Below are 22,669 nucleotides of genomic sequence, written 5' to 3' on the forward strand. Positions count from 1 at the left end.
GCGCGGCGGTCGTGGGCTACGCGTAGCCGCCCGTCAATGTGATTCGCACCCTCACATCGACGAACTTCCCCGTCAACGACGGTGGACCCTTTGCCTGGCCCTGCGTTTACTCCTCGATGGCCCCACCGATCCGGCGCAGGTGCCGGCGGAAGGTGTACTGCGGGTCGGCCGCGCGGCGCACGAGGTAGTCGGCGAACGCGGTCTGCTGCCGCAGCGTCTCCCCGCTCCGGATCTTCCGGGCCTGCTCACGCTCGGTCTCGCGGATGCTGTTCGCGATGCCCTCGATCTCCGCCGCGCGCCCGGCGGCGACGAAGACCACGCCGTCGTCGTCGGCGACCACGAAATCGCCGCTGGTCACGACATGCGGCCCGAACCGGACATCTTCGTCGTCACGGTCGTCCACGCGCAGGGGGCCGAGCGGGAGGGCGCCGTAGCTGAAGACCGGCCGCGCGATCTCGACCAGCTCGGTGGTGTCGCGGTGCAGGCCCCAGACGACGAGGCCGGCGACCCCGGCCGCGGCCGCCTCGAGGACCGTCAGGTCGCCGATGCAGGCCTCGTCGGTGCGCCCCTCGTTGTCGATGACGAGCACGTCGCCGGGCTCGGCGGACTCGAAGGCCTCGAGGAAGACGTCGACGCTGCCGTAGTGGCGGACCGGGAGCACCCGTCCGGCCAGGCGGGTCCCGGCAATGACGGGCCTGATGCCGGCGGGCGCGATCCGCGGCGCGAGGCCGGCGCGTACGCAGGCGTCGGCGACGAGCGGGGTGGTGAGGTCGGTGAAGTCGGGCACGTGGTCATCATGGCCCCGCCGCTGCGGCGGCGCTGCGGCCAATCCCGCGCGAGTGGCTGCTGCCCTACGGCAGCTGCGCGGCCAGGCGCGCCACGGCCGGGCGGGCCTCCAGGTGCAGGCGGGCCACGTTGATGCCGTCGTCGCCGAGCACGGCGAGCAGGGTATCGATCCTGGTGCCGAACGCCGGCGTGGTGCCGGCCCAGGCCTGCTCCCCGCCGCCGCGGCGGGGCAAACCGTCCGCGGGCGGGCGGCGTCGCAGTCCCGAAGAAAGGTCGCACATGCAGGTGCGACGGATCGGCGCTGGTCATCCGGCGTGCGAAATCGAGGCCCTTGACAGTCCGGGCGCCGGGGGCGAGGCTCGGAGAGCGCTCTCCCAAGCCGGCCCGCGGTCGCCGCCCCGACCGCCGAACGGAGCTCCATGCTGTCCAGAAACCGTGCCGTGCTCGCCGCCGTCCTCGCCGCCGCGCTGACCGGCGGCCTCGTCGCCGGCGTCCGCACGGCCGAGGCCGCCGACCAACCCTGGCGCGACGCCACCCAGACCCCCGCCCAGCGCGCCGACGAGCTGCTCGCCGCCATGACCCAGGCCGAGAAGCTCACCATGCTGCACGGCGGGGCGGGCTGCGGCTTCGCCGGCTGCGTCGACGCCAACACCCGGCTCGGCATCCCGCAGCTGCGCCTGCAGGACGGCCCGGTCGGCGCCGGCGACGGGTTCACGGGCGTCACTCAGCTGCCCGCCCCGGTCGCCGCCGCGGCCAGCTTCGACACCGCGCTCGCCCGCCGCTACGGCGAGGTCCTCGGCGCCGAGCAGTGGGGCAAGGGCACGAACGTCGTGCTCGCGCCGACGATCAACATCGTGCGCGACCCGCGCTGGGGCCGGGCGTTCGAGTCGTTCGGCGAGGACCCGTACCTGGCCGGGCAGATCGGCGCCGCCGACATCCAGGGCATCCAGGCCCAGGGCCCGATGGCGCAGGTCAAGCACTACGCGGCGTACAACCAGGAGACCAACCGCAACACCCTGGCCGACAACGCGGTCGTGGCCGCCCGCACCGAGCGCGAGATCTACCTGCCCGCCTTCGAGGCCGCCGTCCAGCAGGGCCAGGCCGACTCGGCGATGTGCTCCTACTCCGCCGTCAACGGCACCTTCGCCTGCGAGAACGGGCCTCTGCAGAACGACGTGCTCAAACGCGACCTGGGCTTCACCGGCTTCGTCACCTCGGACTGGGGCGCCACCCACTCGACCGTCGCCAGCGCGAACAACGGCCTCGACATGGAGATGCCGGGCAGCCAGTACTTCGGCGCCGCGCTCACCACCGCGGTGCAGAACGGCCAGGTGTCCGCCGCGACCGTCGACGACCACGTGCGGCGCATCCTGCTCTCGATGTTCCGCCGCGGCCTGTTCGACAAGGCGCAGACGGTCGACACCGCCGCGGTCGTGACCACGCCGGCCCACGCCGACGTCGCGCGCCAGATCGCGCAGGAGGGTGCGGTACTGCTGAAGAACGCCGGCGGCGCGCTCCCCCTCCCCGCCGGCGCGACGGTCGCGGTGATCGGCCCCGGCGGCGGCACCCGCGCGATGGTCCAGGGCGGCGGCAGCGCCGCGGTCAACGCGCCCTACCTCGTCACGCCCTACGACGCGATCCACGCCCGCACCGCCTCCGCCGTCTACGCGCCCGGCATCGCGGCCGCCGACGGCGCCCTGCCCCCGGTGCCGGCGAGCGCGTTCACCGTCCTGACGGCGGCGTACTACAACAGCACCGACCTCTCCGGCACCGCGGTGCTCACCCGCGCCGAGAGCACGATCGACAAGGTGTGGGGCGGCGCTTCCCCGGCCCCGGGCGTCGCGGCGACGAACTGGTCGGCGCGGTACACCGCAACCCTCCACCCGAGGGTGAGCGGCACGTATCAGTTCTCCCTGACCAGCGACGACGGCAGCCGTCTGCTCGTGAACGGCCAGCAGGTGATCAACAACTGGTTCAACCAGGGCAGCACCACCCGCACCGGCTCGGTCGCCCTCACCGCCGGGCAGAACGTCAGCGTCGAGGTCGACTACTTCCAGGGCGGCGGCGCGAGCAACCTGACGCTGGGCTGGTCCGCGCCCGGCCAGTCGGTGCACGACCAGGCGATCGCGGCCGCCCGCGGCGCCGCCACCGCCGTGGTGTTCGTCGACAACTTCGAGTCGGAGGGCTCGGACCTGGCCGGCATCGACCTGGCCGCGGCCCAGAACCAGCTCGTCGCCGACGTGGCCGCGGCCAACCCGAACACCGTCGTGGTGGTCAACAGCGGCTCCGCGGTCACCATGCCGTGGGTGAACAGCGTCAAGTCCGTCGTCGAGGCGTGGTACCCGGGCCAGGAGGACGGCAACGCCCTCGCCGCCCTGCTCTACGGCGACACGGACTTCACCGGCCGCCTCCCGGTCACCTTCCCGGCCCGCCTGGCCGACGTCCCGGCGAGCACGGCGGCGCAGTGGCCCGGGCAGAACGGCCAGGTCCAGTACTCCGAGGGCCTGAAGGTCGGCTACCGGTGGTACGACGCCCAGAACGTGGCGCCGCTCTTCCCGTTCGGCCACGGCCTGTCGTACACCTCGTTCGCCTATGCCGGCCTGTCCGTCGGCACCCCGGACGCGAACGGCCGCGTGGCGGTCGCGTTCGACGTCACCAACACGGGTTCCCGGGCCGGCTCCGAGGTGCCGCAGGTGTACGTCGGGCCGCCCGCCGCCACCGGCGAGCCCCCGAAGAACCTGCGCGGCTTCGCCCGGGTCACCCTGAACCCGGGCCAGACCCAGCGCGTGACGGTGACCCTGGACGCGCGCAGCTTCCAGTACTGGGGTACCGCCTGGACCACGGCCGCCGGCACCCACCAGGTCTACGTCGGCGCCTCGTCGCGCGACATCCGCCTGACCGGCCAGGCGACCATCGGCGGCACGACGCCCACCGAGACGCCGCTGCCCCGCACCGCCTGGACCGTCACCGCCTCGTCCTCGGCCGGCGCGGACGTCCCGGCCCGGACCGTCGACGGCAACGCGGCCACCCGCTGGTCGACCGGCACCCCGATGGCCAACGGCCAGTGGCTGCAGGCCGACCTCGGCTCGGCCCAGACCTTCGACCGCCTGCGCATGGACTCGGCGGGCAGCGCCAACGACTACGCCCGCGGCTACCAGATCCTGGTCTCGTCGAACGGGACCACCTGGAGCGCCCCGGTCGCCACGGGCACGGGCACCGGCGCGCTGATCACGGCCACGTTCCCGGCCCAGACGGCCCGCTACGTCCGCATCGTGCAGACGGGCACGTCGACGAGCTGGTGGTCGGTGGCCGAGCTGAACCTGGACACGTCCGGCACCGTCCCCCCGGCCGGCGGCGTCCTGCCCCGCACGGGCTGGACGGCCACGGCCTCGGCCGCGGGCGGCACCGACGTCCCGGCCCGCGTCCTGGACGGCGACGCGGCCACCCGCTGGTCGACGGGCACCCCGATGGCCGGCGGCCAGTGGCTCCAGCTGGACCTGGGCACGGCGCGGACGTTCAAGGAGCTGCGCATGGACTCGGCGGGCAGCGCGGCCGACTACGCCCGCGGGTACCAGATCCAGACCTCGGCCGACGGGGTCACCTGGGGCGCGCCGATCGCCACGGGGACGGGATCGGCGGCCCTGGTGACCGCGGCGTTCCCGGCCACGACGGCGCGCTACGTGCGCGTGGTCCAGACGGGCACGTCGACGAGCTGGTGGTCGATCGCGGAGGTGAACCTGTACGCGTGATCAGCGCCGGCGTACGGCCTGGACCAGGGTGAGCAGGATGAGCACCGGGTACAGGCCGTACGCGACCAGGCGCAGGCGCTCGCCGTACCAGCCGCCGAGGTCCAGCAGCGCCGAGGCGCACCAGTCCGGGACGTGCCGCGCGCTCCACTCCCCCAGCGGGTCCGGCACCCACTCGGGGAAGCGGGCCACAAGGGCCGCCGCGAGCACCCCGAGCCAGGCGCCCAGGCGCCCCAGGACCAGGGTCAGGGCGAACGCGGCGACCAGGCACAGCAGCGCGAGCGCGGCCTGGGCCCGGGCGGCGTGCCGGCCGACGTCGTGGCCCTCGTCCGGCTCGTACCCGTGCCCGAACCAGGTCTGCCACACCACCCCCACGAGCCAGATGACCAGCAGCATGGTCAGCAGCGTCCAGCCGCCGCGCTGCAGGCGGATCCCGAACTGCCCGCCGCCCGCGGGGCGTTGGGCGGCGCGCGGGGCCGGGCGCGGGGTGGGGCGGGGCGGCGGCGCCACCTGGGAGTCGCTCGGCGGGCGCGGGGCCGGGGTCGGCGGCGGTCCGGGTGCGTCGCCCCGGGCGCGGCGGGCCGCGTCGCGGATCTTGTTCAGGTCGTCGTTGGTCATGTCAGTCGGCGCCGGCCGGGTTCAGGGTCGGCTGCTCGGCCGGGGGTCGCTGGGTGACCAGGCCGAACTGCGCGGCCTGGTCGGGCGTGAGGTGGCGCAGCAGGCTCTCGGTGCTCGGCGGGGCCGGGGCGGCCAGGGGGCTGCTGCGCCCGGCCGGCTCGCCGCAGACCGGGCACTCCGGCTGTGGCTGGGCCGACATCCAGATGCTCTGGAACGCGTACTGGCCCGGGACGCGGCCGAGGACGCGGTGGAACAGCTCGTAGCGCGGGACCATCGCGAAGGCCACGGTCGCCATGTGCCGCTGCCGGGGCTCCTCGAGGAAGGCCCGCAGGCCGCCGCCGTCCCCGTCGCCGTGCAGCAGGGCCAGGCCGAGCTTGGCGCCGGCGGCGCTGACGAAGTGGATGTCGGTGAGCAGGCCCGGCTCGGCCTCCAGGCGCCCGGTGGCGTAGTCGGTGCCGCGGCGTACGCCGGGCGCGCGGTCGATGCGCGCGTTGCCGGTGCTGCACTGCCAGCAGGGGCCGCCGGGGTAGGTGACGATCACCTCGCCGCCGGCCGCGCGCGCGTACACGCCGATGAAGACGGCCGGCGTGCCCGACCAGTAGGCCAGGTGGTTGAGGCGCTGCTGGGCCCGGTTGTCGTCGGTCGCGGCGACCACGAGGTCGGCGCCCTGGACCTCGGTCAGGAGCGCCGCCCGGTCGAGGTCGTCGACGGCGGCGGCGTGCCGGTCGACGCGCACGGCCGGATTGATCGCCCGGAGCCGTCCGGCGAGCGCGTCGACCTTGGACCGGCCGACGTCGGCGGTGAGGTACCCGCAGCGGCCGAGGTTCTCCGGCTCGACCCGGTCCGGGTCGACGAGCGTGAACGCGCCGACGCCGGAGCGGGCGAGGACCTCGGCGACGTAGGAGCCTACGGAGCCGGCTCCGACGACCAGCGCCCGCCGCTCGCGCAGCCGGGTGGACAGGATGCCCCCGGTCCGGGCGAACAGCGGCGGTTCGGCCGCGGCGGTCACGTCCGGTTCGGGCGCAGGCGGCGGTACAGGCGCCGGATCGATCCCGGCTGGTCCGGCGGGTCCGTCGGCCGGGCGGTGCGGCGCGGAGCGAAACCGGTGGTAGTCGCGTGCGGCCTCCAGGGCCCGCGTCAGCCGGTCGACGGGGCGCACCCGCAGGTCCCAGGCCAGCGGCTCCTCCTGCGCGGCGCCGGCGAAGTCGAGCAGCAGCGGCGGTACCGCCGGGAAGTCCGCACTGAACAGCAGCGAAGCGTCGTCGTAGCCGGCCCCCTCGACCTGCCCGCAGATCATCGGGGTGCCGTCGATGTCGACGAGCACCGGCTCGCCCTCGGTGAAGCGCAGCCCGGCCCGGCGGACCGCCTCCATGATCGGGATCTGCCGCGGGCGCAGCCGGACCAGCCCGACGCCGTCGCGTCCGGAGCGGGCCCCGAAGCAGGAGACCCGGGCGTTGCCGTCGACGATCACCTCGTGGGCCTCCGGCGGCCGGCTCGTGCCGAAAGTGACGATGACCGCCAGGTACTGCGACATCCCCGGGTTGAGAACCAGGCTGCGGCCGTACTCGTACAGGTCCTGCGACGACGGGTGCGGCATGCCCCGCGGGTGCGAGTGCACGATGCCCTTGAACCGGGCCTCGGTCTCGGTCTCGATCTGGCGGATCTGCCGGCCGAGCGCGTCGGTGTTGTGGTACTCCACGGCGGTGACCGGCGCGTCGACGTCGTGCAGGAAGGTCGTCACGACGTCGGCGCCGCGGATGCCCAGCAGCGCGCCGCCCTGCTCGGGCGCGCGGGACCCGAGCGCCTCGACGAGCGACTGCAGGGCGTAGTCGGTGATGCGCAGGGTCGGCAGGGGGGCGGCCACGGCTAGTCGTTCTCGTTGTTGATGGAGAACGGGAACGTGAACCCCTCGCGGACGTAGCTGACGCCCAGGGCCCACAGCACCGACTTGGAGAAGGCCTCCTCCAGGGTCGCCTGGCCGGAGCCCTTGCGCTCGTCGAGGCAGATGAGGCCGCTGCCGTAGAGGTGGGCGCCGTGGGCCGGGAGCTTGCCCTCCAGCTCCGGGGCCACGAGCTTGACCTTGTAGTCCGTGCCGTCGAAGTAGGCGAAGAGGGTGTACTCGTGGCCGAGCTCGGTGGTGATGGAGTACAGCCAGCCGGAGACGTCGGTCTCGTTGATGAACACGGTGTTGCGCGGCAGCTTGTTCCGCGCGGTCTGCTGGTCGCGCACCATCCGGTCGAGCGCCGCGAACGTGGCCTGGTGCACGACCGACACCGGCTCGCCGGCCGACTGGTCGCCGAGCCGGATCGTTCCCTCGCGGTCGACGACCACGCGGTCGGCGGGGTCGGGCGGGTACGGCGTACCGCGGCGCTGGGCGCGCTTGATGCGGTCGCGGACCTCGTTCAGGTCGATGTCTGACATCTCCGGCGCTCCCTTACGGACGTCAATGGCTGTGTGTCGTGACGCGCTGCGGCTCGTAGACCCGCCCGGCGACCACGTAGGCGGGCGCGACCACCCCGGCGACATTGCCGTCGGGCCGGTACTCGCCCCAGACCCGCTGGGACTGCGCGTCGGCCGGCTGGCCCGGCTTGGCCTCGAAGTCCCAGGTGCCCTCCGGGCTCGCGGCCCGGGCCCGCCACCGCAGCTCGGCGCCCGTGGCGGCCAGCCGGACCGGCCAGTCCGGCGCCTCCTCGAGCAGCCCCCGCAGCCGCGCCTCGTCGATGTCGGGGCCGCCGAACATCGCGCGGCACAGCTCGGCGAGCCGCTCGGCGATCTGCTCCTGGTCGGGCTCCGGGCGGCGCAGGGCGCGGCGCTTCTTCGCCAGCACCGCGGCCCGCGCGGCGCTGGTCATCTCCTGGTCGATGAAGGTGCGGAACCGCTCGGCGATCTCCTGGTGCTCGACGTGGCGCGCGGTCGCCGCGGCGCCGGGCGCGGCCGTCGCGCGGGCCGCGAGGACCTGCGTGAACCGCCCGTCGAGGTCGTCGTGCTCCTCGGTCAGCGCGGCGATCTCCAGGCTCAGCCGGTTGATCTCGGCCTCGAGCGCGGCGGTCGCGCCGTCGGCCCCGTCGCGGCGGATCTCCAGCCGCGCGACCGCCTCCTGCACCTCCCGCAGCGACGCGGCCACCTGCTTCACCGACTGGCCCAGCTCGGTGAGCCGGGCCCCGTGGTGCTCCGTGGTCTGCCGCAGCGACAGCAGCCAGTGGTAGGCGTCGGCCAGGCCGAACGGCTCGTTCCGGCGCGATGCGTTGCTCATGCCCCGCCCCTGCCCATGCTCGCGAAGGTGATCCGGTGTTGCAGCGTGTGCCCGCTCGCCGCGTCGACGGCGGTGACCGCGATCTCCGTGCCGCCGAACGCCAGGGTCAGCACCACGCCCCGGTCGGCGGCGGCGCGCCCGTTCGCCGGGCCGATCGGCACGTTGACCGTCCCCAGCACGTGCACCTGCCGCTCGTCGGCGTAGCGCGGCACCCCGGCGGCCTCGGCACCGAGCATGACCAGCTCCAGCTCGGTCTCGGTGTCGCTGACCGGGAACAGCGTGATCTTGCGCTCGGTGTCGACCGGCAGCAGGTCGTCGCGCTGCACGATCGCCTCGAACCGGTCCATGCACAGCCGCTGGCCGTTGCCGTTGCCCGGCAGCAGCCGGTCGGGCGGGTCCACCGCGTCCTCGAACGGCAGGTTGGTGGCGATGCCGTAGGTGCGCGGGCTCTTGCGGGCGATGACGACGTCGGGGTCGAGGGCGAAGTGCACGGCGCCGGCCAGCACGGCCGAGGCCGGGTTGGGCGGCACCTGTACGGCCGCGCGCCCGGCGAGGTGCTGGGTCAGGCGGCTGCGCAGGTACGGCGACTGGGCGAACCCGCCCACCAGGAACACGTGGTCGAGCTGGCCGGCCACGCGGACCAGGTGCTCGTCGACGAGGGCGAGGATCGGCTCCACGACCTCGTCGAAGGCGGCCTTGACCTCGGCGTTGCTCAGGACGATCGGCTCCTCGATGCCCTGCTGGGAGGCCGCGAACCGGGACAGGCGGCCCTCCTGGGACAGCAGCTGGTACAGCTTCACGGGCAGCGGCAGGTTGAACGGCGCCCCGCGGGAGGGGTCGAAGAAACGCTTGTCGCGCTCCCAGTTGTCCAGGATCTCCAGCACCGCGGCCGGGAGGTCGACCTGCAGGCGCTGCAGCAGGTCCCCGCCGATCCGCTTGGCCAGCACGTTGACCAGGAACGCCCGGTCGACGAAGGTGCCGCCGTGCGGGCCGCCGGACGCGTGCCCGAGCTCGGTGAGCGAACCGCGTTCGTCGATCCGGAACGAGCTCAGGTCGACGGTGCCGCCGCCGGCGTCGATCACCAGCATGCTCCAGTCGCCGGCCTCGTCCGGCTCGTCGTCCGCGGTGGCGAGCTGCAGATGCCCCTGGCAGTACTGCGTGGCGACCTCGGGCTCGACCGCGATCAGCAGCCGCCGCACGTCGTCGGGCATCCCGGCGGCCACCGCGGCCCGGCGCATCAGGTGCCGCTCGCGGTCGCGCCAGATCGCCGGAACCGTGACGCACCAGCGGATCTCCTCCTCGCGGACCTGGGCCTCGCCCGTGATGCGTTCCACGGCGTACCGGTACAACTCCTGCAGGTATCCGGTGACGAGCTCGACCGCGGCCGGGTCACCGTCGGGCAGCCGCATCTTGAAGCCGTGCTCGAGGGCGATGGCGGCGCCGCCGCGGGACTCGAGCTTGTAGCGCCGGGCGGCGGCGAAGCCCCAGTCGAGGATCGCGCCGCCGCCGTCGACGAGCAGGGCGCTACGCGTCTTGACGTACGGCGCCGGCTGGTCGATCCACTCCATGTGGAAGGTGAGCCGGCGCTCGGCGATCGGGCGCTGCTCCTCGCTCGTGAAGGCCCAGGCGAAGCCGCTGCCGTGCGTGCCGAAGTCGATTGCGGCGGCCACGCGCGGGCGGGCGTGGCGGGGGAAGCGGCGGGCCCGCTGGGACGGCTGCGTCTGTGGGCGGTGGTTGGTCATCGCGGCTACCCCAGGAAGAAGTCGGCGGCTCGTTCCGCCTTCTTGCGGTCGGTTTCGGCGGCGCCGGTGGGTGGCTGAAACGGATCGCGGCCGGCTCCGGCGGGCGGGTGGTGCGGGTCGCGGCCGGCTCCGGTGGCGTCGCCGGAACCGGCTTCGGCGGCGCCGCCGGACGGGCGGTGCGGGTCGCGGGCGGTGCCGGCCGGGGCGCTGGGTGGCAGGTGCAGGTCGTGGCCGGTCAGCTCCTCGATGCCGGCCCACCCGTCGCGCAGCGCCCGGTTGCCGGCGATGGCCGCCCGCGGTACGGCGCCGGCCAGCGCGGCCGCGGCGTGGCCCAGGCCGCTCTCGGCCAGCACGCGGGCCTGCCCGAGGCTGGCCTCCTCCTGCCCGAGCCGGCCCTTCGCGGCGGCGACGTCGTAGGCGCCGGCCAGCGCGGCGCCCAGGCTCCGGCGCACCGCGTCGTCGCGGCACTGCCGGTGCACCTGCGGCGCTCGGCCGCTGCGCAGCAGGTGGTACCAGTCGCCGAACACGCCGGCCACCGTGCCGCACAGCTCGGCCAGCTGGTCCTGGAACGCGAGCAGCTCGTCGCCGCCGGCCGCGGTCTCCGGCAGGTGCAGCTTCGGCAGGTTGACCTTCAGCAGGTCGTCGGGGCCGCCCGAGATCAGCCCGAAGCCCAGCAGCGACGTCCACACGCGCCGCCCGGCCTGGATGTCACCGTGGATGAGCACCGCGGGCCGCCCCTGCAGGGCGTCGCCAATCATCATGAGGTCGACGTCGGCCTGCTGCAGCGGCCGCCGGAACAGCCCGGCCAGGCTCGTCAGGTTGTCCGACCACGGCAGCGACTCCCAGGTGCGCCGCAGCGCCACGTCGAACTGCGGCCCGCTCCGCGCGTCGTCGAAGAACGGCGCGATGAGCAGCACGGGCGGCCCGGCGCGCAGCTTCTCGTCGAGCACGCGGCGGACCTCGGCGCGGTCGAACTGGAACGGCGTCTGCGCCTCGCGCATGGCCGCCCGCTGCTGCTGCAGCGACGCCAGCGCCTCGAACTTCACCAGCTCGACCGCGCGCCCGTGGTCGCGGCGGGCCTGGCGCTCGGCCAGCATGCCCTGGACCTCGCGCTCGGCCCGGCGCTGCTCGCTCTGCAGCTTCTGTTCCTCGCGGCGCAGCGTGCTGAGCAGCTGCTGCCGTTCGGCGAACCCCCGGCGGTCGTCGCGCTGGCGCAGCATGTCCCGGGCCCGCCCGATGATGCCTTGCGCCAGTCCGCCGAGGACGGCGACGAGCAGCGAATCGAGCCCGAACACATAGGCCTCACAGGACATCGGGGACCGGCTGCCCCAAGTTCTAGCAACCGTGCGCCGGGCGCCTCAATGTCCGCGCGAAGGTCCGATCCCTACAGGTACCGCGGGCTGTCCGTCCGGTGTGGACCCCCGGCGGATGGTGCGATCCATTCCGGCTCAGCGCGCCCTGATCCATTCGTCGGCCGTCGTCACCGCGGCCTGGCGGGGGAAGATCTTCTCGGTCAGGACGCGGTGGACCTCCTCGTCGCGGTCGGCGCACGCGTCGGACAGGACGGTCAGGGCGTAGTCCAGGTCGGCGGCCTGGCGCACGGTCGACAGGACCACGCCGCTCGTGGAAATGCCCGCCAGGACCAGGTCGGTCGCGCCGGCCGCGCGCAGCAGGACGTCGAGGTCGCTGCCGGCGAAGGCGCTCACCCGGCGCTTGAGGATGACCGGCTCGCCCGGGCGCACCGGCAGGGCGGCGTGCAGCTGGGTCGCCGGGTGGTCCTGGGTCATGGCGTCGCCGGACCGATGGATGGCGCCGAAGACCGGGTTGGCCGGGGCGGCCTCGGGGTAGCCGGGACGGAAGGCGACGCGGACGTACATGACGGGGATGGCGGCGGCGCGGGCGGCCTCGATCGCGCGGCTCACGGCGGCGAGGGCGGCGCCACCGCCGGCCCGGTCGACGATGCCCTGCTGGAAGTCCATGGCGAGCAGCACGGGGCGGCGTTCGGACATGCGGTAAGCCTTTCGGGGTGCGTGGTTCAGGGCTAGGGGCTGTATCGAAGTGGATGGCCGGGCTGCGGCGGACTCAGACGCCGCCGGGAACCACCCCGGTCACACCCCGATACAACCCCGGTATCGGGGCGCGCCCGGCGCGGCCCCAGCCGACGCTGAGCCTCGCCTCGCTCCGACCCCCACTTCGACACAGCCCCTAGTCGCCCAGGCGGGCCAGCAGGGCCAGGGCCTCGTTGATCGTGGCCAGTTCGGTCTCGGTGTAGCGCCGGCCCAGCTCGTGGGCCAGCCAGGCGTTGCGGCCCTGCTTGTCGGCGAGGGCGCGGGCCCGGCCGGCCTCGCTCAGGGTGATGACGTGCCGCCGGCCGTCCTCCGGGTCGGGCGCGCGGGCGATCAGGCCGAGCTCGTCGAGGGCGTTGAGCGTGGCCGTCATCGACTGCGAGCGGACGCCCTCGGCCAGCGCCAGCACCGTCGTCGACGAGGCGCCGTCGCGGTGCAGGCGCAGCACGACCGCGGCCTGGGACGGGGTCAGGCCGCCCGACGGCACCTGGCGCAGCCGGGCCCGCAGCCGCCGGAACAGCTCCACCAGGTCCCGGGCCGCCGCGGCCGCCAATGGCTCGTCCATCCCGCACCCCCAAGATTCGGTAGCCAGCCTACACAGTTTGCCTACAGATATCGCGATGGGATCCCGGACACACGAAATGCCGTTGCGCGGAGGCTCGCCTCCGGTAATGTGGAGGCATGCCTCAAGTTTCTCGGTCCTCGTACCGGCTGACGTTCGGCGTCCTCGCCGCGTCCACGGCAGCGTTCTCGATGTTGCAGTCGCTGGTCAGTCCCGTACTGCCCGTCATGCAGCGGGACCTGCACACGTCGGCGGGCACCGTGACGTGGGTGCTGACCGCGTGGCTGCTCGCCGCGTCCGTCGCCACGCCGCTCATGGGCCGCATCGGCGACATGATCGGCAAGGAGCGCACGCTGCTGGCCGCGCTCGCCGCCATCGCGGTCGGCTGCCTCCTCGCCGCGCTCGCCCCCAACGTCGGCGTGCTCATCGTGGCCCGCGTGATCCAGGGCCTCGGCGGCGCGCTGTTCCCGCTGTCGTTCGGCATCATCCGCGACGAGTTCCCGCCGGCCCGGGTCATCTCCGCGGTCGGGGCGATGTCGGCGGTGATCGCGCTCGGCGGCGGCCTGGGCATCGTGCTCGCCGGCCCGGTCGTGGCCGCGCTCAACTGGCGCTGGCTGTTCTGGATCCCGCTCGGCGTGGTCGTGGTGACCGGGCTGCTGGCCTGGCGGTTCGTGCCGCCGTCGCCGTCGCGCTCGCGGGGCCGCGTGAACTGGCTCGCCGCCGTGCTGCTGTCGGCCTGGCTCGTGGCGCTGCTGCTGCCGCTGAGCAAGGGCAACGCCTGGGGCTGGACGTCGCCGCGCACCATCGGCCTGCTCGCGGCGGCCGCGGTGCTGGCCGCCGGGTGGGTCGCGGTCGAGGTGCGCTCGGGCAACCCGCTCATCGACATGCGCATGATGCGCCGGCCGGCCGTGTGGACGACGAACATCGTGGCGCTGCTCTTCGGCGCCGGCATGTTCGGCGTGTACGCCTTCCTGCCCCAGTTCATGCAGGTGCCGAGCTCCACCGGCTACGGCTTCGGCTCCACCGTCGGCCAGGCCGGCCTGCTCATGGTGCCGATGCTGGCCACGATGGCGGTCGCCGGCATGCTCAGCGGCCCGATGGCGGCCTGGTTCGGCAGCCGCGCGCAGGTGATCGCCGGCTCGCTGCTGGCCACGGCGGCGAGCGCCGCGTTCGCCTTCGCCCACACCCATCCGTGGGAGGTCGCCACCGCCGCCGCGGTCTTCGGGGTCGGCATCGGCCTCGCCTACGCCTCGATGACCTCGCTCATCGTCCACAGCGTCCCGATGGCCCAGACGGGCGCGGCCAGCGGCATGAACGCGAACATCCGCACCATCGGCGCCTCGATCGGCACGGCCGTGGTCAGCTCGATCGTCACCAGCGACCTGCGCGCCGACGGCCTGCCGACCGAGTCGGCCTACACCACGGCGTTCATCGCCCTGGGCGCCGCCGGGGCCCTGTCCGTCGCCGTCGCCCTGCTCATCCCCCGCCCCCGCCGCACCGGGACCCCGGCGAGCGAGCAGCGCGAACACTTCGCGGCGGACGAGCCCGACCTCACGCCGGTGGCCGGCTGAGCTCCGGCGGAGCCGGCAACCGCGGGTCCAGCCCGGCGGTCTCCTGCGCCACCCGCAGGGGGCCGCCCGCCGCGCTCACCGGCGCCACGGCGTCCAGCAGCGCCACGTCGGCCTGCGGCAGCTCGTCGAAGTGCACCGGGATCAGCCCCCACGCGTCCCACGGCAGCACCTCGACCCCGTTGAGCGCGGAGAGGTCCCGCACCACGTTGCCCTGGATCTCCCAGAACCCCGTCAGCCCGGCCGCGCTCGTGCCGACCGTCCGCGGATCGCGCACCCCGGACCGGCACTCCATCCAGGCCTGCCCGCCCACCAGGAACGCGTCGCGGGGCACGTCGAGCGGGTCGAGGTCCTTGGTGCCGTAGACCCCGGGCTCGCCGCTGGCGACCTGCGCGTCGACGAGGTGCCAGCCCCGCCCCTCGGCCCACGTCTCGACCACCCAGTGGTCGTCGTAGAAGCCCTCGGCGAAGTACCCGGCGAACCCGGCCCGGGCCCGCGCCGGCACCCCGCCCGCGCGCAGCAGCGCGACGAGCAGCACCGTGAAGTCGCGGCAGGTGACGGCCAGCCGGCGCTCGGACGGCCGCTCGTCGAGCGAGCCGAGCCGGTCGAGCATCGCCGCGACGAACCGGAGGTCGGCGTCCTCGCGGCGGACCGGGTGCGGGGCCCAGTCGCGGTGGACGAGCACGCCCCCGACGACCTTCGCCAGGTCGGCCACGCCGGCGGGCAGACCGGTCAGCGGCCGCCCGGGATCGGTGATCGCACTCTGCTGGAGGGAGAACTCAACCTCGTCCATGCCGGCACGTTATCGGCGGGGTACGACAGTTTCAGGCCCGGACGACGAAAACGCCCTCGAGAAATTCGGAAACGTCCTGGCGCAGCCGGATCAGCATCGCCCCCAGCGCGACGCCGTGCAGCTCCCCGGCGACGAACCTGCGCCCCTCCTCCAGTGCGGCCCCCGCGAGCAGCAGCGCCGCCGGCCGGATCTCGCCGAGCGCGGCCGACTCCGGCCCGATCGGCCGGCTCAGCAGCTCGGTGGAGTTGCTCAACGCGGAGGCGAGCCGGGCTTCGGCCAGGCTCAGCGAGCACTCCGCGGCGACTCCCGCCGCCGCCCGGCGGACCAGCTCGACCACCGCCTCGCTGTCCGGCGGCGACGGCCGGCCCTCCTCGATGTCACCGACCAGGCGCACGAGGGACTCGACGAGGTCCTTTTCCCAGTGGACACCCGGTGACGGCTTCTCAAGGCGCGCGACCAGGCGCTCCGCCAGCACCGCCCCGATGGCGGCGAACAGCTGGGAGCCCTCCGGCCGGGCCGGGGCGCGGGCTCGTCGCGCTCGCGGCCGCGGCGCGGGTCGTCGCCGCGGCCGACGGCCGGGACGTCGCCGCGGCCGACGGCCGGGACGTCGCCGCGGCCGACGGCCGGGACGTCGTCTCCGTCGAGGACGTCGACGCCCTCGCCCGGCCGGCGCTCGCCCACCGCCTGCACATGAGCGACCCGCAGCCGCAGGACGCCGACCTGGCCGTCGACGAGATCGTCGCGGCTCTCCGGCCGGTGGGCTGACGCTCAGGCGGGGACGGACCAGATCTGCAGGGTCGGGCCGTCGCCGGGCAGCGCGCCGGTCCACGCCGCGCCGCCGTAGAGGTTCGTGGCCTCGGGGACGCCGGCCAGCTCCACCGGTGCGCCCGAAGCGCGGCGGGCCAGGATCAGCAGGCGCTCGTCGTGGGTCTCGCGCCAGAAGGCGATCGCGTCCGCGTCCACGTGGGCGAAGCGCAGGCCGCCCCCGCGCAGCGACGGGTGCTTGCGGCGCAGGGCGAGCAGCCGGCCGTACCAGGGCAGCACCGAAGTCCCGGTGCGCCAGGGCATCGGGGTGCGCGAGGCCTCGCCGGTGGTGCCGGTCAGGCCGAACTCGTCGCCCGCGAAGACCATCGGCACGCCCGGCAGCGTCGCCAGCAGGCCGGCCGCCACCTCCATGCGCTCGAGGGAGCCGACCACGGTGCGGATGCGGGCGGTGTCGTGGCTGCCGAGCAGGTTCCACGAGTGCGTCCACGAACGCCAGGACATGGTGGCCATCATCGCGAGCATCGTGGCCACGAACGCGTGGCCGTCGCGGCTGGGGACCGGGCCGGGCACGCCCAGGAAGTCCGGCGACGGCAGCGGGTCGCCGCGCAGCCACGTCCACAGTGGACGGGTGAAGCCGGCGTAGTTCATGGTGCCCTGCCAGCCGCCCGCGTCGAGGTCGCCGCCGGCGCCGTGGGCGTGCTCGGCGACCAGGAGGGCGTCGGGGCGGGCGCCGCGCACGGCGTCGGCGATGAGGCGGGAGACCTCGAGCGTCAGGTCGTCGCCGGCGCGCCGGCCGGTCATGTTGGCCACGTCGACGCGCCAGCCGTCGAGGTACCGCAGCCACCGCCGCACGATCGAGTCCGGGTCGGTGACGAACCGCTCGCGGAGCCGGGCCGAGTGCCAGTTGAGCTTCGGCAGCGACGGTACCCCGAGCCAGGACTCGTAGCCGCCGTCGGCGCTCATGTAGTACAGGTCCGGCTGGTCGAACCACGGGTGCTCGACCCCGGTGTGGTTCGTGGTCAGGTCGCCGACGAGCCGCATGCCCCGGGTGTGCAGGGCGTCGGCGAGCCGGCGCAGGGCCCGGTCCCCGCCCAGCAGCGGGTCGACGCGGTCGAAGGCGACGGCGTCGTAGCGGTGGCTGGAGCGGGCCGGGAAGAACGGGGTGAGGTACACGGTGTCGGCGCCGAGGTCCTGGATGTGGTCCAGGCGCCGGGCGATGCCGTCGAGGTCGCCGCCGTACCATTGCCGGGACGCGGCGGCCACGTCGACCGGCTCGTCCCACTCGCAGCGCACCGCCCAGCCGGGGGTGGCCGGCGCCGTGGCGGAGCGGGCGAAGCGGTCCGGGAAGATCTGGTACACGATCGCCTCGCGCGTCCACGGGGCCGGGCCCGGGTGCGCGACGAGCCGGAAGTCGGTGTCGTCGGGCACGTCGTGGCCGAAGCGGCCGAGCACAGTGTACCAGTCGCCGTCGACGAGGAACCGGTACCGCGTGACGGGGTTGCGCACCAGCACCGAGGCCCGCCACCACAGCTCGCCGCCCCGCCGGTCGCGGACGGCGGCCGTGAAGCGCGGCTCGCCGTCCTCGATGGACCGCACGTGTACCGAACGCACGTCCGCCGACGCCCGCAGCCAGACGTCCACATTGGAGCCGAGCCGGGGGTGCTGGTCCGGCACGTAGAGGGCCGAGCCGTCGTGGTGGACGCTCATCCCTTCACCGCCCCGGTGGTGAGGCCGGACACGATGTACCGCTGCAGCACCTGGAACACCACGACCGTGGGCACCGCGGTGAGCAGCGAGCCGACGCAGAACATGCCGAAGTTGGCGTTGCGCTGCTCGGCGACCATGCCGTAGAGGCCCACGGCCAGGGTCTTGGCGCCGTCGCTGTGCAGGAAGACGTTGGCCAGCAGCACCTCGTTGATGGTGCCGATGAAGCCGAGCAGCGCGGTGACCGCGAGGATCGGCGTGACCAGCGGCAGGGTGACCCGGAAGAAGATCTGGGCGTGGCTGGCCCCGTCGATGACCGCGGACTCGTCGAGCTCTTTGGGCACGGTGTCCAGGAAGCCCTTCATGAGCCAGGTGTTCACGCCGAGGGCGCCCCCGAGGTACAGCAGCATCAGGCCCCACGGCCGGTCGAGCCCGATCGCCGGGTAGTAGTCGCCCAGCGCGGCGAAGATGAGGTAGATGGTCACGACCGACAGGAACTGCGGGAACATCTGGATCAGCAGCAGCGAGACGAGCCCGACCCGGCGGCCCTTGAACCGCATCCGGGAGAACGCGTACGCGGCCAGGACCGACAGGAACACCCCGGCCACGGCGGCGATCCCGGCGATGAGGATCGAGTTGAGGTACCAGTGCGGGAAGGCGGTCTTCGAGAACAGGTCCTTCAGGTTGCCCAGCCCCGCGGCCTGCGGGATGAGCTGCGTCGAGCTCAGCGAGCCCAGCGGGTTGAGGGCCGCGGAGATGACGAAGACGATGGGGAAGAGCGAGAAGGCGACGGCGAGCAGCCCGGCCGCGTGCCGCCAGCCCGTCCTACGGACCCAGGCGATCACGAGTAGACCTCCTCCTGCTTGCGGCTGCGACGGAAGCCGATGACCGAGATGACGGCCACGATCGTGAAGATGTACACCGAGATGGCGGCCGCGAAGCCGAGCTGCGCGCCGGAGCCGCCGAACGCGAGCCGGTACGTGTAGGTGATGAGCAGGTCGGTCGCGCCGATGCTCGAGTTGCCGGCCGGGAACGGGGCGCCCTCGGTGGTGAGGTAGATGGCGTTGAAGTTGTTGAAGTTGAAGGCGAACGACGAGATGAGCAGCGGGGTGAGCGCGACCAGCAGCAGCGGCAGGGTGACCCGCCGGAAGCGCTGGGCCGCGGTGGCGCCGTCGATCGCGGCCGCCTCCGACATCTCCCGCGGGATGGCCTGCAGGGCGCCGGTGGCGACGAGGAACATGTACGGGTACCCCATCCACAGCTGCACCAGGATCACCGCCAGCCGGGCCGTCCACGGGGAGCCGAACCAGTCCACGTGCAGGCCGGTGAGCCGGTTGATGAGCCCGAAGTCCTGGTTGAACAGGTCCCGCCAGACGAGCAGCATCGCGAACGAGGGCATCGCGTACGGCAGCACGAGCAGCACGCGGTACCAGCTCCGCCCCCGCATCTTCGCGTTCAGCGCGAGCGCGCAGGCGAGCCCGAGGCCGAACGTCACCAGCACCGAACCGACCGCGAACGCGAGGTTCCACACGAGGGTCCGCAGGAACGGGCCCGCGATGCGCTCGTCGGTGATGACCCGGGCGAAGTTGCTGAAGCCGACGTTGACCTTCCAGCCCTGGGCGAGGTGCTCACCGTCGCCGGCCACGAACGCGCCGGTGTCCTCGTCGGCCTTCCACTGCCGGCCGGTGCCGCGGTCGGTGACGCAGTCGCAGCCGGCCTCGTAGTAGCGGGTGGCCTGGCCGGTGTAGGCGCGGGTCAGGCCCGAGGCCCGGATCGCGCCGCCGGTCGTCGGCACGGTGAACGCGAGGATCTCGTCGTTGCGCTGGGTGGCCTGGCCGAGGTCGAGCAGCCGGTACCCGTCGGCCGCGGTGATGCGCCCGGCCGCGACGGTGGCGCCGTCGAGCGGGTGCAGGCCGTCGGCGTCGCCGCTGTAGGCCTTGCCGTCGGACGACAGCAGCAGGAACTTGAGGCCGCCGTCGTCGACCGCGACCGACAGGGCGTACTCGACCGAGCCCGGCACCTGCTGCACGGAGGCGCTCTGGATCGCGGTGACCGCCTCCTGCTTGCTGCCCCGGTGCCCGTCGCCGTAGTTGGTGAAGGCGGTGGCGACGGTGTACAGCACCGGGATGATCTGGAAGGCCAGGAGGAACAGCACCCCCGGGACGAGGTACTTCGCCGGGACGGCCCGCGGCGACAGGTAGATCGCGAAGATCAGGCCGGTCACCACGACGAGGACGGTGAGCCATCCCCAGGCGTGGGCGTCGGCGAGCGGGAAGGCGGCGTAGACCGCCAGCGCCAGGGCGAGCCCGAGGACCGCGATCTTCACGACGATGCCCCGGGGGTGCGTGTTCGTCATGGCGCTACTTGGCGATCGCGTCGGAGATGGTCTTCGACGCCCCCGCGAGGGTGGACGGCACGTCCGCGCCGCCGACGATCGCCGACTCCGCCTTGCCGAACGGGTCCCAGACCGCGGCCATCGCCGGGATGGCCGGCAGCACGGCGCCGCCCTTGCCCGCCGCGAGCCACTTCTCGATGTCCGGGTCGGTGGCCTTGACCTGGTCCATCGCCGCGTTCAGGGCCGGCGGGCGGGGGTTGGCCTGGTACAGCGCGACCTGCAGTTCCGGCTTGGTGAGGTAGTTCGTGATGAACTCGTTGGCGAGGGCCTTGCTCTTGCCCTTGCTGGCCACGTAGAAGGCCTGCACGCCGACGAACGGCGTCGCGGCCTTGCCGCCGGCGAAGCCGGGCACGGGCGTGATGTCGTACTTGAGGCCGGCCTTCTTGATGTCGGCGACGGCCCACGGCCCGGAGATCAGGAACGGGGTCTTGCCGCCGGTGAAGGTCGGGATCGCGTTGTCGCTGTTGACCGAGCGGGTCAGCGCGCCGGAGCCCTTCTCGCCGAGCGCGGCGATCTTCTTGAACGCCTCCACCGACGCGGGCTTGCCCACGCCGAGGTCCGCCGGGTCGTAGTCGCCGTTGGCCTTGGTGCCGAACAGATAGCCGCCGGCCGAGGCGAACAGCGGATAGACGTGGTACGCGTCCCCGTTCTGCCCGACCTGCAGCGACATGATGTTGGTGACCTTGCCGGCGTCCTTGAGCGCCTTCCCGGCCGCCACGAGGTCCTCGATCGTGGCCGGGGCGGTGGGGGCCAGGTCCGTGTTGCGGATCAGGGCCAGGTTCTCGATGGCGTACGGCACGCCGTAGACCTGGCCGTTGAAGGTCACGGCCTTCATCGCCACGTCGGCGAAGCCGGACTTCTGCGAGTCGGAGAGCTGGATCGGGTCGATGGTGCCGTTCTGCACCAGGTTGCCGATCCAGTCGTGGGCGCCGACGACGATGTCCGGGCCCTTGCCCGACTGCGCGGCGGTGACGAAGTTGGTCTGCAGGTCCTTGGAGACCGCCTGGACCTGTACGTCCACGTGGTTGGCCTTGCCGAACTGCTCGGCGAACGGCTTGAGCGCGGCCGCGCGCTGATCGTCCGCCCAGATGGCGAGCGTCGCGGTCGGCGCCGTGGAGGCGCTTTCGGAGGGTTTCGACGACCCGCAGGCCGTGAGGGTCAACGCGGCGAGGGCGAACACGCCGACGGCGCGCAGGGGCATGCGCATGGGTGCTCCTGTTCAGGGTGCAGCGCGCGCCGGCCGGTGGAGGGCAGGCACGGAGCTTGCGGAAATGGGTGACGGCAAAGGTCCAAGGGGTGTCGATCGATTGCCGGTGGCGCAGAACGTAGCAAGGACTTGCATGGAATGAAAGAGCTTCCAAGCGACTTTCAATTTCGCCGCCGGGCCGCTTACTCTCGTCGCATGGCCATGGACGCTCCCCGAGCCCGCCTTGCCGACATCGCCAAGCAGGCGGAGGTCAGCGAGGCCACCGTCTCGCGGGTGCTCAACGACCGGCCCGGGGTCAGCGCCGACACCCGGCACGCCGTGCTCACCGCGCTCGACGTGCTCGGTTACGAGCGACCCGAACGGCTCCGCAAGCGCAGCGCCGGCCTCGTCGGCCTCGTGACGCCGGAGCTGGAGAACCCGATCTTCCCGCTGTTCGCGCAGGTCATCGAGTCGGCGCTGTCCCGGCACGGCTTCACGCCGGTGCTGTGCACGCAGACGCCGGGCGGGGTGACCGAGGACGAGTACATCGAGATGCTGCTCGACCGCGCGGTCGCCGGCATCATCTTCGTCTCCGGCCTGCACGCGGACACGACGGCCGACCACGACCGGTACCGCAAGCTGATCGACCGACCCCTGCCGATCGTGATGATCACCGGGCACGTCCCCGGCCTCGACGCGCCGTGCATCTCCTGCGACGACGCCCGGGCCAGCGAGCTGGCGGTGGACCATCTCGCCTCGCTGGGGCACACCCGCATCGGCTTCATCTCGGGCCCCGAGCGCTTCACCCCGGTGCAGCGCAAGATCCTCGGGTACCGCGACGCGATGCGGCGCCAGGGCCTCGACGAGGAGATGGAGCTGTCGCTCTTCGGCGTCGAGGGCGGCGCGGCGGCGGCCGGGCGGCTGCTCGACCGCGGCGTGACCGGGCTGGTCTGCGGCTCGGACCTCATGGCGCTCGGCGCCGTGCGGGCCGCGCGGCTGCGCGGGCTGACGGTGCCCGGGGACGTGTCGGTGGTCGGGTACGACGACTCGCCGCTCATCGCGTTCACCGACCCGCCGCTGACCACGCTGCGCCAGCCGGTGCTGGCGATGTCGAACGCGGCGGCGCAGTCGCTGATCGATGCGATAAACGGGCAGCCGTCGCCGCACTCGGAGTTCCTCTTCGCGCCGGAGCTGGTGGTGCGCAGCTCCACCGGGATCGCACCCCGGTAGCAGGCGACGCCGGGTTGCACCCCGGCAACGCCGCGCGGCTCCCGCGGGTCGCGTCCCGGCTCCACGCCGCGCTGGTGGAACGCGGCCGAAGCCGGGGATCACACCCGGCCGGCACCACGCCGGTCGAACACGGCCGAAGCCGGGGTCAGACCGGCCGGCGCCGCGCCGGTCGAACGAGGCCGAACCAGCGCCGGCGAACGCGGCCCCCATCGGGTCGCGCTCCGCTCGGCGCCGAGCCGGTGAAACATGGCTCGA

The 22,669-nt window shown here is 73.6% G+C and carries 20 protein-coding genes; 4 read left to right on the forward strand and 16 right to left on the reverse strand.

Annotation, left to right across the window (positions count from 1 at the left end; translation table 11 throughout):
* Positions 1-106: 106 nt before the first annotated feature.
* Positions 107-787 carry an RraA family protein gene (locus tag ACPPVO_RS29995; RefSeq protein ID WP_426514473.1) on the reverse strand — a complete coding sequence of 227 codons (681 nt, stop codon included), beginning with the start codon at positions 785-787 and terminating at the stop codon, positions 107-109.
* Between the two features lie 64 nt (positions 788-851).
* Complete coding sequence (locus ACPPVO_RS30000) at positions 852-1,067, reverse strand: hypothetical protein (protein ID WP_426514474.1); 216 nt, start codon at positions 1,065-1,067, stop codon at positions 852-854.
* 138 nt (positions 1,068-1,205) lie between these two features.
* On the opposite strand from ACPPVO_RS30000, the gene ACPPVO_RS30005 reads away from it, so the two are divergent.
* Positions 1,206-4,535, forward strand: coding sequence for a glycoside hydrolase family 3 C-terminal domain-containing protein (locus tag ACPPVO_RS30005; RefSeq protein ID WP_426514475.1), 3,330 nt, complete (start codon positions 1,206-1,208; stop codon positions 4,533-4,535).
* Here ACPPVO_RS30005 and ACPPVO_RS30010 read toward each other — a convergent pair whose 3' ends face one another.
* From ACPPVO_RS30010 to ACPPVO_RS30045, 8 genes are all read right to left on the reverse strand, one after another.
* On the reverse strand, positions 4,536-5,150 hold the full coding sequence (locus ACPPVO_RS30010; protein WP_426514476.1) for a hypothetical protein: 615 nt from the start codon (positions 5,148-5,150) through the stop codon (positions 4,536-4,538). It abuts the gene before it with no gap.
* A 1-nt stretch (position 5,151) separates the two neighbouring features.
* Positions 5,152-7,014: a ThiF family adenylyltransferase gene (locus tag ACPPVO_RS30015; RefSeq protein ID WP_426514477.1), complete on the reverse strand. Its 1,863-nt coding sequence runs from the start codon at positions 7,012-7,014 to the stop codon at positions 5,152-5,154.
* Positions 7,015-7,016: 2 nt separating this feature from the next.
* Positions 7,017-7,571 carry a hypothetical protein gene (locus ACPPVO_RS30020; RefSeq protein WP_360389161.1) on the reverse strand — a complete coding sequence of 185 codons (555 nt, stop codon included), beginning with the start codon at positions 7,569-7,571 and terminating at the stop codon, positions 7,017-7,019.
* 22 nt (positions 7,572-7,593) lie between these two features.
* Positions 7,594-8,403, reverse strand: a complete 810-nt coding sequence (locus tag ACPPVO_RS30025) for a hypothetical protein (RefSeq protein ID WP_426514478.1) — start codon at positions 8,401-8,403, stop codon at positions 7,594-7,596.
* Entirely contained in the window at positions 8,400-10,145 is a 1,746-nt protein-coding gene (locus tag ACPPVO_RS30030) for an Hsp70 family protein (protein WP_426514479.1), read from the reverse strand. Before ACPPVO_RS30030 ends, ACPPVO_RS30025 begins: the two co-directional genes overlap by 4 nt.
* A 5-nt stretch (positions 10,146-10,150) precedes the next feature.
* Complete coding sequence (locus ACPPVO_RS30035; RefSeq protein WP_426501897.1) at positions 10,151-11,440, reverse strand: hypothetical protein; 1,290 nt, start codon at positions 11,438-11,440, stop codon at positions 10,151-10,153.
* A 153-nt stretch (positions 11,441-11,593) separates the two neighbouring features.
* Positions 11,594-12,154: a cysteine hydrolase family protein gene (locus ACPPVO_RS30040; protein WP_426501898.1), complete on the reverse strand. Its 561-nt coding sequence runs from the start codon at positions 12,152-12,154 to the stop codon at positions 11,594-11,596.
* A gap of 196 nt (positions 12,155-12,350) precedes the next feature.
* Positions 12,351-12,776: a MarR family winged helix-turn-helix transcriptional regulator gene (locus ACPPVO_RS30045; RefSeq protein ID WP_426501899.1), complete on the reverse strand. Its 426-nt coding sequence runs from the start codon at positions 12,774-12,776 to the stop codon at positions 12,351-12,353.
* Between the two features lie 116 nt (positions 12,777-12,892).
* Between ACPPVO_RS30045 and ACPPVO_RS30050 the strand changes: the two genes are divergently transcribed.
* Positions 12,893-14,344: an MFS transporter gene (locus ACPPVO_RS30050; RefSeq protein WP_426501900.1), complete on the forward strand. Its 1,452-nt coding sequence runs from the start codon at positions 12,893-12,895 to the stop codon at positions 14,342-14,344.
* Here ACPPVO_RS30050 and ACPPVO_RS30055 read toward each other — a convergent pair.
* Both ACPPVO_RS30055 and ACPPVO_RS30060 read right to left on the reverse strand, forming a co-directional pair.
* A complete protein-coding gene (locus ACPPVO_RS30055; protein WP_426501901.1) occupies positions 14,325-15,134 on the reverse strand; it encodes a transglutaminase-like domain-containing protein in 810 nt (269 codons plus the stop codon). The genes ACPPVO_RS30050 and ACPPVO_RS30055 overlap by 20 nt on opposite strands.
* 31 nt (positions 15,135-15,165) lie before the next feature.
* Positions 15,166-15,528, reverse strand: coding sequence for a hypothetical protein (locus ACPPVO_RS30060; RefSeq protein ID WP_426501902.1), 363 nt, complete (start codon positions 15,526-15,528; stop codon positions 15,166-15,168).
* A gap of 38 nt (positions 15,529-15,566) precedes the next feature.
* On the opposite strand from ACPPVO_RS30060, the gene ACPPVO_RS30065 reads away from it, so the two are divergent.
* Positions 15,567-15,899 (forward strand): hypothetical protein, encoded by a 333-nt coding sequence (locus ACPPVO_RS30065; protein WP_426501903.1) that lies wholly within the window; start codon positions 15,567-15,569, stop codon positions 15,897-15,899.
* A 3-nt stretch (positions 15,900-15,902) separates the two neighbouring features.
* On the opposite strand, the gene ACPPVO_RS30070 is transcribed toward ACPPVO_RS30065, so the two are convergent.
* From ACPPVO_RS30070 to ACPPVO_RS30085, 4 genes are read right to left on the reverse strand one after another with little or no spacing between them, the layout of a single operon-like run.
* Complete coding sequence (locus tag ACPPVO_RS30070) at positions 15,903-17,606, reverse strand: glycoside hydrolase family 13 protein (protein ID WP_426501904.1); 1,704 nt, start codon at positions 17,604-17,606, stop codon at positions 15,903-15,905.
* Positions 17,603-18,448 carry a sugar ABC transporter permease gene (locus ACPPVO_RS30075; protein WP_426501905.1) on the reverse strand — a complete coding sequence of 282 codons (846 nt, stop codon included), beginning with the start codon at positions 18,446-18,448 and terminating at the stop codon, positions 17,603-17,605. Before ACPPVO_RS30075 ends, ACPPVO_RS30070 begins: the two co-directional genes overlap by 4 nt.
* On the reverse strand, positions 18,445-19,959 hold the full coding sequence (locus ACPPVO_RS30080) for an ABC transporter permease subunit (RefSeq protein WP_426501906.1): 1,515 nt from the start codon (positions 19,957-19,959) through the stop codon (positions 18,445-18,447). The genes ACPPVO_RS30075 and ACPPVO_RS30080 overlap by 4 nt, the downstream gene beginning before the upstream one ends.
* A 4-nt stretch (positions 19,960-19,963) precedes the next feature.
* A complete protein-coding gene (locus ACPPVO_RS30085) occupies positions 19,964-21,199 on the reverse strand; it encodes a sugar ABC transporter substrate-binding protein (RefSeq protein ID WP_426514724.1) in 1,236 nt (411 codons plus the stop codon).
* Positions 21,200-21,406: 207 nt separating this feature from the next.
* Here ACPPVO_RS30085 and ACPPVO_RS30090 point away from each other — a divergent pair, with 207 nt between their 5' ends.
* Positions 21,407-22,414 carry a LacI family DNA-binding transcriptional regulator gene (locus ACPPVO_RS30090; protein ID WP_426514725.1) on the forward strand — a complete coding sequence of 336 codons (1,008 nt, stop codon included), beginning with the start codon at positions 21,407-21,409 and terminating at the stop codon, positions 22,412-22,414.
* Positions 22,415-22,669: the final 255 nt, after the last annotated feature.

Origin of the sequence: Dactylosporangium sp. McL0621 (genome assembly GCF_049995355.1) — a bacterium.
Lineage (GTDB): Bacteria > Actinomycetota > Actinomycetes > Mycobacteriales > Micromonosporaceae > Dactylosporangium.